At 68.4% G+C, this 17,557-nt stretch carries 18 protein-coding genes and 1 pseudogene; 10 read left to right on the top strand and 9 right to left on the bottom strand.

Annotation, left to right across the window (positions count from 1 at the left end; translation table 11 throughout):
• Positions 1–203: 203 nt before the first annotated feature.
• Positions 204–626: a TetR-like C-terminal domain-containing protein gene (locus OH735_RS36895; protein WP_406386119.1), complete on the bottom strand. Its 423-nt coding sequence runs from the start codon at positions 624–626 to the stop codon at positions 204–206.
• Between OH735_RS36895 and OH735_RS36890 the strand changes: the two genes are divergently transcribed.
• A complete protein-coding gene (locus OH735_RS36890; RefSeq protein WP_406386117.1) occupies positions 613–765 on the top strand; it encodes a DUF4267 domain-containing protein in 153 nt (50 codons plus the stop codon). The genes OH735_RS36895 and OH735_RS36890 overlap by 14 nt on opposite strands.
• A 145-nt stretch (positions 766–910) precedes the next feature.
• On the opposite strand, the gene OH735_RS36885 is transcribed toward OH735_RS36890, so the two are convergent.
• Complete coding sequence (locus OH735_RS36885; protein WP_406386116.1) at positions 911–1,252, bottom strand: transposase; 342 nt, start codon at positions 1,250–1,252, stop codon at positions 911–913.
• Positions 1,249–1,443 carry a hypothetical protein gene (locus OH735_RS36880; RefSeq protein ID WP_406386115.1) on the bottom strand — a complete coding sequence of 65 codons (195 nt, stop codon included), beginning with the start codon at positions 1,441–1,443 and terminating at the stop codon, positions 1,249–1,251. Before OH735_RS36880 ends, OH735_RS36885 begins: the two co-directional genes overlap by 4 nt.
• A gap of 425 nt (positions 1,444–1,868) precedes the next feature.
• Between OH735_RS36880 and OH735_RS36875 the strand changes: the two genes are divergently transcribed.
• Complete coding sequence (locus tag OH735_RS36875; protein ID WP_406386114.1) at positions 1,869–3,731, top strand: CocE/NonD family hydrolase; 1,863 nt, start codon at positions 1,869–1,871, stop codon at positions 3,729–3,731.
• A gap of 116 nt (positions 3,732–3,847) precedes the next feature.
• Here the strand turns inward: OH735_RS36875 and OH735_RS36870 are convergent, their stop codons facing one another.
• On the bottom strand, positions 3,848–5,113 hold the full coding sequence (locus tag OH735_RS36870; RefSeq protein ID WP_406386113.1) for an IS701 family transposase: 1,266 nt from the start codon (positions 5,111–5,113) through the stop codon (positions 3,848–3,850).
• Between the two features lie 204 nt (positions 5,114–5,317).
• Here OH735_RS36870 and OH735_RS36865 point away from each other — a divergent pair, with 204 nt between their 5' ends.
• Both OH735_RS36865 and OH735_RS36860 read left to right on the top strand, forming a co-directional pair.
• The gene (locus tag OH735_RS36865) at positions 5,318–6,172 is read left to right on the top strand and encodes an IS5 family transposase (protein WP_406381513.1); all 855 of its coding nucleotides are present in this window, start codon (positions 5,318–5,320) and stop codon (positions 6,170–6,172) included.
• Entirely contained in the window at positions 6,169–6,573 is a 405-nt protein-coding gene (locus OH735_RS36860) for a hypothetical protein (RefSeq protein ID WP_266910966.1), read from the top strand. The genes OH735_RS36865 and OH735_RS36860 overlap by 4 nt, the downstream gene beginning before the upstream one ends.
• Positions 6,574–6,591: 18 nt before the next feature.
• Here OH735_RS36860 and OH735_RS36855 read toward each other — a convergent pair whose 3' ends face one another.
• Positions 6,592–7,692, bottom strand: coding sequence for an IS110 family transposase (locus OH735_RS36855; RefSeq protein WP_406386112.1), 1,101 nt, complete (start codon positions 7,690–7,692; stop codon positions 6,592–6,594).
• On the opposite strand from OH735_RS36855, the gene OH735_RS36850 reads away from it, so the two are divergent.
• From OH735_RS36850 to OH735_RS36840, 3 genes are read left to right on the top strand one after another with little or no spacing between them, the layout of a single operon-like run.
• The gene (locus OH735_RS36850) at positions 7,583–7,912 is read left to right on the top strand and encodes a helix-turn-helix domain-containing protein (protein WP_406381521.1); all 330 of its coding nucleotides are present in this window, start codon (positions 7,583–7,585) and stop codon (positions 7,910–7,912) included. The genes OH735_RS36855 and OH735_RS36850 overlap by 110 nt on opposite strands.
• Positions 7,882–8,121 (top strand): winged helix-turn-helix domain-containing protein, encoded by a 240-nt coding sequence (locus OH735_RS36845; protein ID WP_406386110.1) that lies wholly within the window; start codon positions 7,882–7,884, stop codon positions 8,119–8,121. The genes OH735_RS36850 and OH735_RS36845 overlap by 31 nt, the downstream gene beginning before the upstream one ends.
• Entirely contained in the window at positions 8,118–8,660 is a 543-nt protein-coding gene (locus OH735_RS36840; RefSeq protein WP_406381518.1) for a transposase, read from the top strand. The genes OH735_RS36845 and OH735_RS36840 overlap by 4 nt, the downstream gene beginning before the upstream one ends.
• A 13-nt stretch (positions 8,661–8,673) precedes the next feature.
• Here OH735_RS36840 and OH735_RS36835 read toward each other — a convergent pair.
• Positions 8,674–8,958, bottom strand: a pseudogene (locus OH735_RS36835) (transposase); the annotation flags it as partial.
• Positions 8,959–9,448: 490 nt separating this feature from the next.
• Between OH735_RS36835 and OH735_RS36830 the strand changes: the two are divergent.
• The 3 genes from OH735_RS36830 (at position 9,449) to OH735_RS36820 (ending at position 11,881) form a co-directional block, all read left to right on the top strand.
• Entirely contained in the window at positions 9,449–9,739 is a 291-nt protein-coding gene (locus OH735_RS36830; RefSeq protein WP_406386108.1) for a hypothetical protein, read from the top strand.
• 226 nt (positions 9,740–9,965) lie between these two features.
• The gene (locus OH735_RS36825) at positions 9,966–11,429 is read left to right on the top strand and encodes a sulfatase-like hydrolase/transferase (RefSeq protein ID WP_406386107.1); all 1,464 of its coding nucleotides are present in this window, start codon (positions 9,966–9,968) and stop codon (positions 11,427–11,429) included.
• 74 nt (positions 11,430–11,503) lie between these two features.
• The gene (locus tag OH735_RS36820) at positions 11,504–11,881 is read left to right on the top strand and encodes a chondroitinase family protein (RefSeq protein WP_406386105.1); all 378 of its coding nucleotides are present in this window, start codon (positions 11,504–11,506) and stop codon (positions 11,879–11,881) included.
• On the opposite strand, the gene OH735_RS36815 is transcribed toward OH735_RS36820, so the two are convergent.
• The 3 genes from OH735_RS36815 to OH735_RS36805 form a co-directional block, all read right to left on the bottom strand.
• Positions 11,878–13,545 carry an IS200/IS605 family accessory protein TnpB-related protein gene (locus OH735_RS36815; RefSeq protein WP_406386903.1) on the bottom strand — a complete coding sequence of 556 codons (1,668 nt, stop codon included), beginning with the start codon at positions 13,543–13,545 and terminating at the stop codon, positions 11,878–11,880. The genes OH735_RS36820 and OH735_RS36815 overlap by 4 nt on opposite strands.
• Before the next feature lie 550 nt (positions 13,546–14,095).
• Positions 14,096–16,174: a PQQ-dependent sugar dehydrogenase gene (locus OH735_RS36810; RefSeq protein ID WP_406386104.1), complete on the bottom strand. Its 2,079-nt coding sequence runs from the start codon at positions 16,172–16,174 to the stop codon at positions 14,096–14,098.
• 98 nt (positions 16,175–16,272) lie between these two features.
• Positions 16,273–17,235 carry a hypothetical protein gene (locus tag OH735_RS36805; RefSeq protein WP_406386102.1) on the bottom strand — a complete coding sequence of 321 codons (963 nt, stop codon included), beginning with the start codon at positions 17,233–17,235 and terminating at the stop codon, positions 16,273–16,275.
• Between the last annotated feature and the right edge of the window lie 322 nt (positions 17,236–17,557).

The raw sequence follows: 17,557 nt of genomic DNA, 5'->3' as shown, positions 1-17,557 counted from the left end.
GCATCGCACTCTAGCGGTAGGCGCAGAGCGGGGGTCCAGCAGCCCCCCAGCGGCCGCGCCCGCACCCCGGCCAGGTCGTAGAGGTAGCCAGCGACCAGGAAGCGGCTGCCTTGCGCATCGCGCAGGGCGCAACCAGATGTGTCCCTGCAGTACCCGTGGCTCGGCTCAGATCCTTGGCCTCTCAATTGCCCTTTGTTGCATGGTCAGCCCGCTGGGGTGCCGGCGATCTGAGTGACGAGGAAATCGAGCCGTCCCTCCTGGCCGTCCAGGGGGATGCGGCCGCTGCCGGACAGGACAGCCATGCCGTGCAATGCGCTCCAGGTGACTTCGGCGAACAGTTCGCGTCGCTCGTTGTCCAGGCGGAAGCAGCTGACGAACTCGCCGAAAGCGGCCCGTAGCGGGGGTGGTGTCTCGGCGCTCGCGAACTTCAGGTCGGTGGGCAGGATGAACATGGCCTGGTACAGGGCAGGCCGCTCGGTCGCGAACTCCAGATAGGCGCGGCAGACGGCGCGCAGGGCCTGCCCCGGCTCGGGGGGGGCGGCCTGCCGCGCTCGGCGCAGCTGGGCGGCGAGTTCGCTGAAGCCGTCAATGGCTGGAGCGACAGCCCACTTGTTGGGCTGGTTCATGCTGGCCGCCACCGGTATACCCGTCGGCGACGCGCTGATCGTGCTGCGCAGCAACGGGCCCAGGTCGGCCGTTTACGGCATCCACGGGACCACCGCCGTGGTGATGCTGGCGATCAGCGTGCTCCTGCTCGTCGCGTAACCGCTTGTCACGCCGATTGGGCCGGGTATTGCGTCCACTGACGGATGGGTGCGTCCTGGGCGAAGCTGGTCTTCGGTTCGGCGCTGGCGTTTCGCCGGCGGACGCAGGCCGCGAACTCCGACTCGATCCAGTTCAGCCAGGATCCTTAGGTGGGCAGGAAGTCCAGGTCAACGTCGTTGTCAGCGGCCCAGCTGCGGACCTCGGCATGCTTGTACGGGGAGAAGTTGTCCAGGACGACGTACAGCTTCTCTCCGGGCCGGCGCGAGCGCAGGGACTTGAGCAGGCCGAGGAACTCTCGCCACCGCTTACGCTTCCGAATCCTGTAGTAGATCTCGCCGGTGGCCAGGTCGAGGGCGGCGAGCATGTGCATCACGCCGCCGTATCGGCTGTAGGTGATCCGCAGCCGGCGGTGCTTGCCGACTGGACGCCAGGACCTGCCCTTGCGCGGCTGGAGGTTGAGAGGGCCGAACTCGTCGACGCATATCACCCGGCCGACGGGGTGTCGTACAGCGCGAGGATCCGGTGCATCTTGGCGATGAAGTCCGGATCGGTAGAAACCTTCCACGTAGTTGTGACCTGCCAGGAGACCTTGCCTGAGCGCAGGATGCGGCGCAGCGTCTTCCGGCTGAATTTCAAAACCACGTGCCCTCGGACGAGTTGGTCGGCGAACTTGGACATGAACCTTCCCGGCACAGGCCGCTCCCGCGTCGGCTGCTACGAGTGCCGTGTCGGGCAAGCGCCGTCCGCGCTGTGGGGGGTGCGCCGGACGGCCGCACACCGGTCGGACACCGACCACATGCGACGACCCCGCCCTCGGGCGCACCCCGGGCCCCGTCGCTTTACGCGCTCCCGTGAGCCGCCGCGATCAGCCCCGGTCGGGACATCTGCGACCACACCAGCAACACGTCGCTCATACCACCCTGTTGACGCGTACCAATGATGATCATAGGCTCCCTCGCCGTCGGCTCCGGCGCGCACCCGGAATCCAGATTCCGTCCGTCTGCGCGCGGCCGCCCCTCGTCGACCCGTCGACGGCGGGTCCGGGGTCGCTGTCCGACAGCGCCACCTGCACCGCCCGGCACCGACAACTCCAGGAGGAGCAAGTGAGAAGACTTCGCCCGGCCGCCTGGGCCGCCTCAGCCGTCATCACCACCTTCGCCTTGACCGGCACGCTCTCCGGATCCGCCGCCGCAGCGCCCGGCGCGACATCCGGGTCCGCCACCGCAGCGCAGGCCCGGTCGGAGGTGGTGACCACCGCGACCGACCCCGTCACGCACGAGGAGAACGACCGCGTCCCGAAGGGTTCGCTCTGGACGCAGCACTACTTCCCTTCCTCGGACGGCAGCGGGGTCGAGCTGCACGCCGACGTGCTGCGCCCGGCAGACCTGCCGAGGGATGCGAAAACGCCAGTGATCCTGTCGGTGGGCCCGTACTTCTCCCACTCGGGGGAGACTGCTCCCGCAGGGTGGGACCAGGTCGGGCCATCGGCGCGCTTTCAAGATTTCATCGACGGCGCGCGGCTCATGGAGCGTGGATACACCTTCGTGATGGTGGACCTGCGCGGCTTCGGCGGCAGCACCGGGTGCCTGGACTTTCTCGGTCCGGGGGAGCAGGCTGACATCACGGCGGCCGTCGAGTGGGCAGCAAGCCAGCCGTGGTCGACTGGCAAGGTCGGCATGTACGGCAAGTCGTACGACGCCAACACCGGGCTGGCGGCCAATACCCTCAAGCTCAAGCCTCTGCGGGCGATCGTTTCCCAAGAACCGACGTGGAACAGGTACAACTACCTGTACAGCAACGGGGTTCCGCGTTCCAACGTGACCAGCACCCCGCGGAGTTACTACTCGATCGCGACGATGGCGCCGCTGGCCGATGACAGCGACCACTACAAGGCGAACGCGGGGTACGAGAAGAACCACCCCGAGTGCGAGAGTGGCAACCTCACCAACACCCAGAACCCCGACCCGAAGTCGCCGTTCTGGCGTGCCCGCGATTTTGCCTCCCGCGCCGCCGGATCCCAGACGCCGCTGTTCGTCACGTCGGGCTTCATCGAGGACAACACCAAGCCCGAGGAGATGCAGAAGTACCTGGCCAACCATCAGGGTCCGCAACGCGGTTGGATCGGCCAGTGGGAACACGTGCGCGGTAACGAGACCAATGCCAAGGGCCAGCTCAAGATGGGACGGGCGGGCTGGTTCGACGAGGTGATGCGGTTCTACGACCAGTACCTCCGCGGTATCGGACCGTCGGTGATCGACCCGGCGTTCTCCCTCGAGGACAGCCTCGGCCACTGGCGTGCCCAGCCGACCTGGCCGGTGACCAACGATTCGTACAAGGTGCGGCTGGCGCCCGGGCAATACGTCGACGACGGCGGCAAGACGCAGAAGGCCGCCCTGCCGATGACGGCGCCGGAGTCTCAGGGCTGGGACATCGAGTACGCACCGGAGGTCGGCTCGCTGACGACTGACCACACGAGTGCGCTCAACACCGACGCACCCGCCAACAGTTACTGGACCTGGTCCACGCCCGCCGCTGAGCAGGTCCGGATCACGGGCAGCCCGAAGATCACGCTGAAGACCACGGGTCAGGGCAACGTCTGGGCACGGCTGTGGGACGTCGCTCCAGACGGCAAGGCGACGATGTTCAACGAGAACGTCGCACTGCTGGAAAGCAGCGGATCGACCTCCTTCGCCCTGAAGGCGACGGACTGGTCCTTCGAGCAAGGGCACCAGCTGGGGGTCCAGATCGGAACCATCACCTCAAACGGCTGGCGGAGCGTTCCCTCGGGTGAGACGATCACGGTCTCCGACGCGCGGCTCGCCCTCGAGGTGCAGGACCCGCGGTTCGACTCGCCGACCCAGGGTGACCGCTCGCCGTACCTGGACACGTACGTGAGGGCGAACACCACCACGCTGAACAACGTCGGCACCCCCACCTTCCCGCTGAGCATCTCAAAGAACGGATGACCTAGTAGTGCTTGGTCAGGTTGGTATCGGGGTGGGTATGTTGCGGTGGCAGGTGGGGCAGGCGCCGGTCCACACCGCGAGGAGGGTCTGTAGCTCGCGGACGACCTGGTAGAGGCTCAGGCCGGCGCCGCGTCTTTTGGGGCCCGGGCCAGTCGCTGCAGGGTGCAGAAGGCGTGGGCGACGGAGACGAGGGTGACGTGGTGGTGCCAGCCGCCCCAGGTCCGGCCCTCGAAGTGGGCCAGGCCCAGGGCCTGCTTCATCTCCCGGTAGTCGTGTTCGATGCGCCAGCGGAGCTTGGCGAGCCGGACCAGTGTGGTCAGCGGGGTGTCGGCGGGCAGGTCGGACAGCCAGAACTGGACCGGCTCGCTCTCGCCGGCCGGCCACTCGGCCAGCAGCCGGCACTCGGGCAGTTCCGGGCCGTCGGTGGCCTGGCGGATCTCGCGTCCGGCGGGCCGGATCCGCAAGGCAACGAAGCGGGAGTACATCCGCTGGCGGCCGGAGCGGCCCGTGCCGGGCCGGGAGCCCTCCCGCCACTGAATTGGCCGTGCGGCTTTGCGGCCCGCCGCGATGACCAGTTCCTTCACCGACCGGGCAGGAGTGGGGTACTTCGGCGCCGGCGGCCGTCCGGTCCCGGAGTACGGCTCGCACGTCGGCACCGTGTCGCCCGGCTGGGCCGACATGGTGGTGGAGATTCCCACCACGTAGCGCATGCCGCGGGCGTTCAGGCCGAGCCGGAAGGCCGCGGCGTCGCCGTATCCGGCGTCCGCGATGGCCAACGGCATCTGGATCCCCCACGAGCGGACCTCATCGGCCATGTCCAGGGCGAGCTGCCACTTCTCCACGTGCCCGACGTCCTCGGGGATGCCGCAGGCAGTGCGGCGGGCGACCTTGTCCGGGTCCGCTTTCGGCGAGGCGGGATCCCAGGTCTGGGGCAGGAACAGCCGCCGGTCGACCGCCGCCGAGGCATGGTCGGAGGTCAGGTGCAGCGAGACGCCCACCTGGCAGTTGGTGACCTTGCCCGCCGTTCCGGTGTACTGCCGCGACACACACGCCGAGGCGTTGCCGTCCTTGAGGAAGCCGGTGTCGTCGAAAACCAGCGCGGTCGGCTGGATAGCCGCTTCCATCTTCCAGGCCAGCTTCGCCCGGATATGGGACGAATTCCACGGGCTGGTCGTGAGGAAGTGAGCCAGCGCCTGCCGGTTCCCGTCCTCGCCGAGCCGGGCGGCCATCGGCTCGACCGACTTGCGCCGCCCGTCGGTCAGTAGCCCTCGCAGGTAGACCTGCCCCCACCGGCGCTGGTCGTTGCGCGCGAACGGCTCGAACACCTCCGCCGCGAAGTCCTCCAACTCACCACGCACCACAGCAATCTCGTCCGGAGTCACACTCCATCAACGCCACACCGACCCGAAAGACACGCACCGCCACAGCCAACCTGACCAAGCACTACTAGCGGCTGCCCGGCACCCGCCTACACCATGTTTGAGAGGGTGTTAAGTCCCGTTCCTGATGATGTGGTGTCGCTCTTTCGTGGGTGATGGGTCGGTTCCGCCCTCGCTTCATGTCGTGTGCATGATGGGGTCGCGGGCATGGAACGGATGCCGTACGCAACCGACTTGTCCGACGAGCAGTGGGCGTTGATCGAGCCGCTGGTCACCGCGTGGAAGCAGGATCGGGTGTCGCGGTCGGCGACCGGGGACCCGGGCTCCTGCGACCTGCGCGAGGTCGTGAACGCGCTGCTCTACCAGAACCGGACGGGCTGTCAGTGGCGTCTCCTGCCGCACGACCTCCCGGCCTGGTCGGCGGTGTTCTACTACTTCAGCCTGTGGCGCGAGGACGGCCTTGACCAGCGGATCCAGGAGATCCTGCGCTGCCAGGTACGGGAGCGGTCCAGGCGATTAGAGGACCCGTCCCTGGTGATCATCGACACCCAGTCCGTCCGCGTGGCGGCCGGAGTGCCGAAGAAGACGACGGGACTGGACGCGAACAAGAAGACGCCCGGCAGGAAGCGGGGACTCGCCGTCGATGTACTGGGCCTGATCATCGGTGTGGTGATCCTCGCCGCGAGCGCGCACGACAACGAGGCCGGCATCGCCCTGCTGGACCAGGCGGCCGAACGATGCGGGATGCGCCTGGAAAAAGTCCTCGTCGACCAGGGCTTCAAAGACGCCGTGATCATCCACGGGGCGGTGAAGGACATCACCGTCGAGGTGGTCCGCCGCAACCCCGACGACAAGGGCAAAGGCTTCGTCCCGCAACCGAAACGATGGGTGGTCGAGCAGGTCAACGGCACCCTCATGCTGCACCGGCGCCTCGCCCGCGACTACGACCACCGGCCCGACAACGCGGCCTCCCGCGTCTACTGGGCCTCCACCGCCGGCATGCTCCGCCGCCTCACCACCCCTACCCCCACATGGCGTGACAACGTGGAGCTGGCCGCGTGAACGTCTGCGAACTCCTGCGGCTGCTGCAGACCGAACACGATGAGACCGCCGCACGAGCCGACAACCTGCGCGAGCAGATCGAGCGGCTCACCACCGCCCTCGCCGAGACCGAAGCCCGCCTGGCCGAGCTCACCGCCACCCGCAAGGTCATCGACGGCCTCACCCCACCCGACCACGAACCGGCCCCCGCGCAGACCACCACCGCCACCGTCTACCAGCGCATCGTGACCGCGTTCAACGAGCACCCCGGCAAGGTGTTCCGCGTCCACGATCTTCACGAGCACCTCGGCCTGCCCACCGACGAGCCCTCGATCAACGTCACCCGCTCCCGCCTGGGACGACTCGCCCGTCAGGGATTCCTCGAGCAACCCGGACGCGGCCGCTACCAGAAACGGACTTAACGCTTCCTAATGTTGTTGTCAAGCGATCGTGGTCACTGGGGGTGTGATCTCGTAGCACCGTCGGTCACGGATCAAGGCCCACATGACGTTGACGCGTCGGCGGGCGAGGGCGAGCACGGCTTGGACGTGTTTCTTCCCCTCGGCGCGTTTGCGGTCGTAGAACTTCCGGGAGTTGGGGTCGCAGCGGACGCTGACGAGTGCGGAGGTGTAGAAGACGCGCTGGAGACGTCGGTGGTAGGTGAGCGGTCGGTGGAGGTTGCCGCTGACCTTGCCCGAGTCGCGGGGTGCGGGGGCGACACCGGCGAAGGCCGCCAGGGCGTCCGGGGAGCCGAAGTCGTCCAGGCTGCCGCCGACGGCGGCGACGAACTCTGCACCGAGCACAGCGCCGATGCCCGGGACGCTCAGGACGATGTCGGCGAGTTCGTGCTCGCGAAACCGGCCCTCGATGAGCTTGTCCATCTCGGAGATCTGCTCGTTGAGGGCCATCACCTCCTCTGCCAGGGTGTGGACCAGCTTCGCGATGGTCTTCTCCCCGGGGACAGCTGTGTGCTGGCGCTCGGCGGCCTCAACTGCCGTTTCAGCAAGGGAGCTTGCGTTTCGGACCTTGCGGTTGGCCAGCCACCTGGTCAGCCGCGCGGCCCCGGCGCGGCGGATCGCGGCCGCAGTCTGGTAGCCCGTCAGCAGTTTGAGCGGGCCGGTGTTGGTCACGTCCAGAGCCCGTTCCAGGGCCGGGAACATGCTCAACAGGGTGCCGCGCAGGCGGTTCACCACGCGGGTGCGGTCCTCGACCAGGTCTGCGCGGCGGCCGGTCAGCAGCCGCAGTTCAAGGGCGGCCTCGTCTCCGGGGCGGATGGGCCGCAGGTCTCGGCGCATCCTGGCCTGGTCGGCGATCACGTAGGCGTCGCGGGCATCGGTCTTGCCCTCGCCGCGGTACTGATTTCGGCGTTTCGGGGTCTGGATTTGTGTCGGGAGGGGTGACGGGGTCCGTCCGGGCTGGTACGCCGGAGGTATGCGGTATCCGGACGGGGGCGGGCTGACCGCCGAGCAGCGCAGGCGCCGGGAAGAGGTACGGATGCGGGCCGTTGACCTCTTCGATGAGGGCGTGGAAGTCCCGTGCATCGCCCGGGAGTTACGGGTGAGTGAGAAGTCGGTCTACCAGTGGCGCCGCACCTGGAGGACGGGCGGACGCGAGGCGCTGCGTTCCAGAGGCCCCTGCGGCTACGACTGTCGGCTCGGCCCACACCTGCAGACCAAGCTCGCGATGTGGCTTGATGAGGGCCGGCCGCGCACGGCTGGGCGGACGACCAGGTGTGGACCGCCGCGCGGGTACGCACGCTGATCGGGCGGAAGTTCCACCTCTCCTACAGCGTCTCCGGGGTCACTCGGCTGCTGCACCGCATGGGCTACAGCGTGCAGATGCCCGCCCGGCCCGCCGCCGAACGCGACGAGGACGCGATCACCGCATGGCGGGAGGCGACCTGGCAGGAGGTAAAACCCTCCGGGCGGCGACCGGCGCGTTCATCTGCTTCGAGGACGAAGCGGGCGTGACCGGTCGGCCGCCCAAGGGCCGCACCTGGGGCCGGCGCGGCATCACCCCGAGGGTCAAGGTGCCCGGCCGTAGCCGGGGACGTCTCTCGGTGGCCGGTCTGCTGTGCTACCGGCCGGGCCTGCCCGCCCGTCTGTGCTACCGGCTGCGTCGGCATACCGGCCGCAAGGGCGAGCGTCGCTCGCTGGGCGAGGCGGACTACATACGCCTGTTGGATGGCGCCCACCAACTGCTCAAGGCCCCGCTGATCGTGGTGTGGGACCGGCTGAACACCCACATCTCCAAGACGATGAAGGCACTCGTTGCCGAGCGGGACTGGCTGACGGTGGTCCTGCTGCCCGGGTATGCGCCCGACCTCAACCCGGTCGAGGGCCTGTGGGCGCACATCAAGCGGAGCCTGGCCAACCTGGCCGCCCGCACCCTCAGCGAGCTGGAGACTCTGCTCCGCAGGCGGCTCAAAGCGCTGCAGTACCGGCACGGCATCCTCGGCGGATTCCTCGCCGGGACGGGCCTCGCTCTCGACAGACCGGACAGACCCTAATACGCCGAAGTCAGTAACCGTCGGACGCCCGGTTCACCAGGCGGCCAGGGATGTAGAGGACCTCCTGGCCGTGGTTGACCAGCAGGGCCAGCAGCAGCGCGGGTTCCCCGCCGGTCATGTCGATCGCCCAGGTGACCTCGTGGCCGTCGGCGAGGTCGAGGACGTCACCGATCAGCTTCAGCAGCTCGGGCTCATCGTTGGCGACACGCCGCGACAGCAGCGTCTTGCCGTCGGCATCCAGTGCGAGACCGTGATGGTGACCCTTCCCGCTGTCGATCCCCGCCCATATCCGGCTCATCATGCTCCTGACGTGCGTGTTCGTGCTGTTCGTGCTGTTCGTGCCACGGACGACCTCGCCGGCATTGCTCTACGCAGCGACTTGTTCGCACTTCCTAATCGGCGGCCGAGTCGTCGTGGGAAGCCGGGCGGCGAAGCGTTTCCAGCCACGAGTCGACAGCCCTCTGATAGCCACACCCGGCTCCCCTGGGTGCCCTCACCTTACGAGTGGGAGGACCAACCCAGTCAAAAAGGTAGAGCCCTCTGAGAACTGCCTCCTGACCACGCCTCATGCCGTGATGATCTCGTTGTGGCGTGGGAATCCTTTGAATGAGCAGTGGTCGGTGCTGGATCCGTTGTTGCCGGTGGCAGGGGCGGAACGTCCGGCACGAAGCCAGCGGAAGAGAATCGACGGGGTGCGGTGGCGGGTACGAACCGGTGTACATCGTCGGCTGGTCGGCATCGACATCGAAGCAGACTCAACTCGTCCTGGACGCATTGGACATGGGACTGTGGCAGCGCGACCGGGAAGGCCGTCCGCCCGGGGCGAAGGAGCTGATCCGTCGCTCGGACGCGGGCAGTACACCTCGTTCGCGCTGGCCGAGCATCTGGACAGGGCCGGTATCGCCGCTTCGATCGGCTCGGTCGGCGATGCATACAACAACGCGCTGACGGAGTCCACGATCGGCCTCTTCAAGACCGAAGTGATCAAGCCGCAGGGGCCCTGGCGGCCCCTGGCCCAGGTCGAGCCGGCCGCCGCCGAGTGGACCGACTGGGTACAACCACAGCCGGCTCCACGGTGAGAGAGGGCATATTCCGCCCGCCGAATACGAAGCCAACCACTACCTGGGCACCACGAAACCCCAGGTCACAACCAACATCTGAGATCTCTACCGAACCCGGAACGGTTCACCCCTTTACTGTCCGAGGATCAGGACATAGCTTGACGGCCAGTAAGCGCTTTCCGTGCCTTTCTCCACTCGGGATCACGGCATCGAAAGCGCCGAATATCCACACCGGGAGGCGCCCGTGGCCAGCCGTGATCCGCAACGGCCCAACGTTCTGCTCATACTCAGCGACGACCAGGGCCACTGGGCACTCGGTTGTGCCGGCAACGACGACATCCGTACGCCACGGCTCGACGCACTGGCTGCCGGCGGCACCCGGCTGGAGAACTTCTTCTGCGCCTCCCCCGTCTGCTCGCCGGCCCGGGCCAGCCTGTTCACCGGCAACATGCCCTCGCGTCACGGTGTGCACGACTGGCTCTCCGGTGGCCATGCCGGAAGCAGCGGCGTGGACTTCCTGGAGGGGCAACGGCTGTTCACCGACGAACTTGCCGACGCCGGCTACCGCCTCGGTCTCTCCGGCAAGTGGCACCTCGGAGCCAACGACCGGCCGCGTCCCGGCTTCGTGCACTGGTACGCCCACGAGAGCGGCGGCAGCCCGTACCACGACGCCCCGATGTACCGTGAGGGCGAACGCGCGCCGGCCGCGGGCTATCTCACCGACGTGCTCGCCGACGACACCGTCGACTTCGTCCGCGCGGAGGCCGACCATGGCGAACCGTTCTACCTCTCGCTGCACTTCACGGCGCCGCACAAGCCCTGGAAGGGCCAGCATCCACCACACGTCGAGAGCCTCTACGACGACTGCTCGTTCGCGAGCTGCCCCCAGGAGGAACCGCACCCGTGGCAGCCGCTGGTCGATGGCGTCCCGGTCGGAGGGGAACCCGATGTCCGGGCCGCCCTGGTCGGCTATTTCGCGTCCGTCACCGCCATGGACTCGGCGATCGGGCGAGTCCTCGACACGGTGGCGGACCAGGGCCTAACCGAAAGCACGCTGGTGGTGTTCTCCAGCGACAACGGCTTCAACTGCGGCCATCACGGCATCTGGGGCAAAGGCAACGGCACGTTCCCGCAGAACATGTACGACACCTCCGTCAAGGTGCCGGCGATCATCTCCCAACCCGGCCGCATCGCCGCTGGGCAGGTGCGTCACGACCTGCTGTCCGCATACGACTTCGCCGCGACCCTGCTGGAGTGCGCGGGCCTCGACCCGGCGCCCTACGAGCAGGGACCCGGCCGCTCCTTCGCCTCCCTGCTGCGCGGCACGGGAACGGCGGAGGCCGCCGGCGACCGGCCGGTGGTGGTGTACGACGAGTACGGCCCGGTCCGCATGATCCGGACGGCCGAATGGAAGTACGTGCACCGCTACCCGCACGGCCCGCACGAGTTGTACGACCTGGTCGGCGATCCAGGGGAACGGGTCAACCTGATCCGCGAGCCGACACACCGCGACCGGGTCGCGCTGTTGCGGCGGCAGCTGGATGCCTGGTTCCGTAAGCACGGTGATCCGGCGACAGACGGCACCCGCCTGCCGGTCACCGGCGCCGGCCAGTCCGCGCCCCTGGGCGACGACCCCCTCGGCGCCTTCCCCCAACCCGAGTGGGAGGACCCGTACGCGAATCCTTACCCGTACGCGAATCCTTCTTGATTCATCCCACCCTCGGTCGCTCTGATGCTCCCTACCCCCTTCTGTCCCGAGCATCCCGAGCCTTCGGAGAACCGATGCCGGACCAACCACGTGGCTTCACCGCGCGCAAGGTGCTGACCGTTGCGGCACTCGGTTCGGCGGCAGCCGGACTCCCGAGCGCCGCGACCCCGGCCGCGGCCGAACCGGCGGAAGACCGATGCCCCATCCGCGCACCTACGCACTACAAGCACAGCACCTCTCGGCCAGGCGACGACCAGGCCTATATGAGGACCGTCGACACCTTCGCCGTGTGGATCCACAACGACCGGCCCCTCGACGATGTGCTGAGAGTCGAGTTCGGGCGCGGCAGGAACGTCGACGCATGGTGCGAGATCCACCTCGGCTTCACCGGTTGGCGGACGGCCTGGATCCGCTATGGATACGACCTGTCCGGCACACCGCACCGTTCCTAGCCAGTGTGCAGGAGTGAGTCCTGGACCCACTGATGTGTACTGGGCGCATCCCGAACGGTGTTGGATGCACTCGGTCCCCGCTTTCGCGTCCCGTTCGGCGGCACGTCTCTGGGGGCGTGGTCCGTTGCGGGTGGGCGGGTTCCGTCACGCCCCCGTGCACCTGGCCCAGCCTGGGCGGTCCGATGCCCCGCACGATCACTCCGGTCGTGTGGGGGCGGTGCCGTCCTTCCCCAAGCTCTCAACTCCGTTCGAGCAGGGGATACCCCATCCCGGACCGGGTGTCCGAGGGCGCGTCGTCCGATCGCGATACCGGCGGCATCATGACGGGACATTCTGCGGTGCTCGGTGGCCAGTGGTTTCTGCCAGTGCTGGGCACCCCACATCGAGGTGTAGGCGGGATCGACCGCGACAATGCTCAGGCCGTGTTCGGCGGCCATGGAGACCAGCAGGGCCTTGAGTTTGCCGGTCGGGATGCCGGAGATGAGCTGCCGGAACCGTTTCCTGCGGCCGTGCTTCTCGCGGGTCTTCTCGGTCGTGAAGTCGAGGTCTTCGATACCGATCGCGGTAACACCGGCACTCTTGGCCCAGTTGATCAGGCGGGTCAGGGCGTGACGGATCTGGGCGTCGCGATGAGCGGTGGTGCCGGACAGGTCGTAGCCGAAGCGGCGCGGGTCGCCGACCGGATTGCCATGCTGGTCGAGCTGGTAGGCGGCGAAGTGGTCGGCGTTGGTGTCCACGCCGACCACGCCCCGGGCCCGGGCGGCCTCCAATGGGATGGTCTGGACGATGGGGCGTTGCCAGGACGCGGTGAGGTACCAGCGGCCACGGTCCACGTCGAGGTGGATGCGGTAGGCGACGGCCCGGTTCGCGGCGATGCGGTCGGCCCACTCCACGCCGCGGTGCGCAAACGTCACGGTGGCGGTGAGGGTGTACCGGCCGTGAGGGGCGTTGGCCAGGTGGGCGAGCGGGGCGGGTAGTTTGATGCTGACCTCGCCGTCCGGGGTGACGCGGATCGTTTCGTTCCCGAACCGCTTCCCCGACTCGCCGTCGGCGGCGATGAACCAGCGCTCCGCCTCCCAGCGTTCCCGCCACCGCTCCCTGGTGAGGCGGGCGTCGGCGAGGTGGTGGCGGGTGTTGAGGAGGCGTTTGCCGCCGCGTACCACCCGGACACGTCCGGCCTGCCAGTCGGCGACCGCGGCAGCATGCCGCGCTTCCAACGCCGCGAGACGGCGGGACTTGTGGAACCACTCGCCCTTGGAACGGTAGCCACCCGCCGCCCGCTTCGTTCCGGGCTCCCCGACCGGGAGGGACAGGCGATGCCGCAGCGTCCCGATCCCGGCCTCCAGGCTCCGGATGTGCGCCGCCTGACAACGCCGCGCCAGCGCCCACTGATCGTGCGTGGCCTTGGTGATCGCACCCGCGATCCGCGACGACGACCGTGCCGTCAGGTCCCGCTTACGCAACGCCCAGGTGTCCGCACTGTGCTCCAGACCATCCGCACAACGGGCCCTGAGGTCACGGGAAGCGAGCGCGCCCTGATACGCACCGACCGCACGCAGAACCTTCTCGTCCCGGGGCGTGAGGTGCTTGAGACGGTCCCGGACCGCCACCCCGCAAGGCCCCGGCACCACGAACGGCGCGGCCAGCTCCCGCACACCACCCACCACAACACCCCCCACGAGACCGGACACCTGCTACCCAGTCCAACGAGCACCAGCCGCCAAGGTCACCCATTCGGCCCCAGAACCCCCGTTCCCACCCCGCGAAGCCACCGACAGGACCCACTCCTGCTCACTCCAACGCACTTCAACGCAGCAAACCGACAGCAGCTCACAACCCCGGGATGAACACATGATCTCGGCGTCCCGCGCAGCGACCGGAGCGGGCCTGGCAGAGAGATCAACTCCTGCCAGAGCGCGATCTATCCGCAGGCCATCGCCGCCGAGCTCAGGGCTTTCGTCCGGGCAAGCCCGCTGCGCTCGGTCACGGACCTGATGTACCAGGTCGCCTGTACCTACGACGCCGCGGAAGGCGCCGAGCAGCGGTCCGAGCTCACCGACCTCTACCAGCGCATCCTGGACCACCTGCGGGCCCAGAGCTGCGGGGCGCCCTTGCGGGTGCCCGGTCATCCCTCGGCGCAAGCGTTCGACGTCCATGCGGCCGCGAGGGACGGTGCGGGAACGGGCCGAAGACCTCGGCCCGCTCCCGGCAGGGTCAGTCGGCGGCCTGAGTGCCTGTCACCTTCAGGTGCCGGACGCGGCCCACGTTGTCGAAGGATCCGAAGCCCACCCGGCCCGAGGCGAAGGCCGGGTCGGTGGCCGTGATCAGCGGGTTGCGGCTGTCGTCCAGGTAGACGGCGGTCTCACCGGTGTCGGCGCAGTGGGTGAGGCGCACCTTGTGCCATCCGTCGTCCTTGATCGCCGGAGGTGCGCCGTAGGTTCCGTTCCACTGATCGTCGATGCGCAGCCGGTCGGCGTCGTTGACTGTGAACAAACCGTTGTGCGGGTAGATGGTGTTGTCGCTCGACAGGTGTGCGTACTGGAACCGGGTGTCCGACTGATAGTCCCAGATGAGGATGACGTCACGGTTGGTGATCTCGACGGGGGTGTCGATCCGCACCTCCGCCTCGACGGTGACGGAGGAGTAGCGCGGGCCCGCGGTCAGGACGGCGTACTCGAAGGGGCGGCGCGGTCCCGGGCGGGCGACGCCCGGCTCGGTCATGATCGTCTCGCGTTCGGTGTACGCCCACTTTGCCGGGGTGACCGGCGCCCAGTTGTCGGGCCCGGTGGTGTGGGTGGTGGGGGTGTTGCCGATCTCGCAGTCGGCGAAGGTGCGGGTCCCGGTCACCTTCCAGACCTTGCCGTTGGCCTTCGAGACGATGTACAGGCCGCCGCTCTGGTCGGAGCCGAAGCGCAGGTCGACACGTTGGTCACCGGCGAGGTCGCGCATGGTGACCGTCTTCCCGGCGGACTTGTCGAACAGCATCAGCTGCTCGAGCGGCGCGAGGTCGGCGCCGCGGTGCATGTCGCGGGTGTTCGCGGCCAGGATCCGGCCGTCCACGAGGTCACCGAAGATGTACTTTCCACGCAGCGCCGGCGCATCCTTGCCGCGGTAGACGAAGCCTCCGGCAATGGCGCGGCCCACATCGGACCGGCAGTTCCAGTCAGGTCCCGGGTCGTGGTCGTAGGCGGCGACCGGGTAGGTGTAGCCGTACTGGGCGTCGTCGGCGGGAAGGGGAAGGATGCGGGCACAGGGGTCTGTGGTCTTCTTGTCGAATGCGAAGGCGCCCTCGCGCTCGCTCCAGCCGAAGTTGTCCCCGGCCTTGACCTCGTACACCGACTCGATGGCGTGCTCGCCTATGTGGCCGAGATACATACGGTGGCTGCCGCCCGCGTCCCAGCTGAAGCGGTGCGGGTCCCGCATGCCTATCGCGTAGATCTCCCCGAGCGAACCGGGCTCACCGACGAACGGGTTGGACGCGGGGATGCCGTACCGGCCGTTGGCGCTGTCACGGCCCGCGGGGTCGATCCGCAGAAGTTTGCCGTGCGGGAGCGTCAGGTTCTGCGGCTCGCTGTTGCCGAAACCCTGCCCTCCGTCGCCCACCGCGAGGTAGAGAAGACCGTAGTCCTCGTCGTGGGGCTTGGCCGTCGGATTGAAGTCGATCTGCTGAATGCCGTGGACCTGGCCGGTGAAGCCGATACGCAGCACCTCGCGACGGGTGCCGTGGAAGACGGCGGCGGAGGGGTCGTCTGCGGTCCACTCAGTGATAATGCCGTGATAGGTGGGCGTGCCGGCCTGCTGGTAATCGGGAGTCTCGGTGGCCTGCGAGGCGAGCTCGGTGTGGACGGTGTAGAAGCGCCCGTTCGCTCCGAACTCCGGGTGGAATGCGGCGTACCCGAAGCCCTGACCGAGACCGCGGCCCGAGAAGAAGTGCGGGAATGCCGCCTTGACGTCCAGGTAGGGGTGCGGGGTGCCCCCGGAGCTGCGCGTCGCGGCTCCGGGGTCGGTGAGATACAGGGTGCCGTTGAGGTCGGGGGTCGCCATCCGGCCGGAGCCGTCGGGGAGTTCATTGATGGTGTTGATCCGGGCGTGGCGCATCAGGCGCGGATCCGTCGGCGCCGGCACGGGTTCAGACTTGGGGAACTGTGCGAACTCCTGTAGGACGAGACCTGTCCTGGACTGGACGGGCTTCTGCGGAATGGGGTCGGTCAGGGCGGCTGTCGCCGCGGCGGGCTCGTCGGCATGGGAAGGCGCGGCGAGGCCGCCCAGGGCGAGGGCTGCACTGACGGCCACGGCCGCCCAGTGCCTTCGGTATGTACGTCGTGACTCCATGCGGGTCCCTTCGGGCTGGCGTGATAAGTAAGGGAAAGACGATCCGGGGGCGAGGAGGGTCAGCGGCCCCGCGTCATGCGCTGGTACTCCGCCGCCACCGCTCCGGCCGGCACCGGGCGGTCCAGGAACAGGAGGTCGTCCATGCGGCAGTCGCAGGCGTTGTTCTCCCGGGTGTTCTGGGGGAAGCTGCCGCCGATCTTGATGCCGCGGGGATCGGTTGGCGAGGCGCGGTGGGGCGCGGGCGTGGTGGCGAGTTCCCAGGGGTCGCCCGGCGTGACGTAGAAGCCGTCCAGGGGCTTGCCGTCGCGGTAGAGGGCGAGAGTGCCGTCGCGGAAGTCGAACGTCGCGGCCAGGTGGACCCATTCACCGCGGGGCAGCAGTTCTTGCCAGGGGGCGTCGGCAGCGAATGTCTGGGAGGCGCCGCTGTCCAGGCGTCTGCCCAGCGCGACCAGCTTCAACTCACCATTGACCTGGATGAGTTCGAGCAGCGCACGCACCGCGTGGCCGTCAGAGGTTCCGGACAGTATGCCGGCCAGCCCGATCGCGTTGTAGCGGTCGCTCGGGTTGGCCGTGTTGGAGTTGAGGGCGGGATTGTCGCCCGTCGTCTTGAACCAGCCCATGACGGTGGCACCCCGGGCACTGCGGAAGGCCCCGAGGGACGACATGCCCTCGGCGTCCCAGGCCCCGGCCTTCCAGTCGTCGTTGCCCGCGGTGGCCGGGTTCTGCTGGCGCACCTGCAGGGCGGGCGAAGAACCCGGGTACGCCTCGTCGGCCACGCGCATCGCGGAACCGCCGTTGATCAGGCTGAGCGTGGTGCCGGAGCGTCCGATGTCCTGCTCGCGACCGGGGTCGGCGGGGTCCGGGTGCCCGAAGTCGTACGCCACCACGGCCTGGGCTCGCAGCGGAGTGTGGGCGGTTGTGGAGCGGGCCGCCTGGGCCGGAAGCGTGGCGGCGGCGAGCGAGGCGGTCGCGGCGAGCGCGGCGACAGCGAGTGAGTAGCGTCTGGTGCGGTGCGGTGTCATACAGCCTCCCAGCGGCAGCAAAGGGGCAGCGAAGCGGCAGCAAAGGGGCAGTCGACCGGGGTTTCCCGATCGACAGAAAGCGCTTTCGTCACCGTGCGGGGACCATGTAACCCCCTCGCGACGCCCCTGACAATGGGCGTGTACTCGCCAATTTTGCGGGAGTCGATTCGGCGGCGGCGCGGACTTCTTGCCGACAAGGATGCAGCCCGCGAGCGGCCCTTCAAGGCACAGATGCCAAGCAGCTCACGGCGGTTTACGGACGGCTCACCCCGGGTCCGGGCGGGTACGGCGGGGCGTCGTCCGCCCGGCCGGCGAGCCGGTC

This window comes from Streptomyces sp. NBC_01618, from assembly GCF_045209435.1.
Classification (GTDB): domain Bacteria; phylum Actinomycetota; class Actinomycetes; order Streptomycetales; family Streptomycetaceae; genus Streptomyces.
The sequence above is the reverse complement of the archived record's forward strand: the minus strand, read 5'-3'. Positions and strand labels throughout refer to the sequence as shown.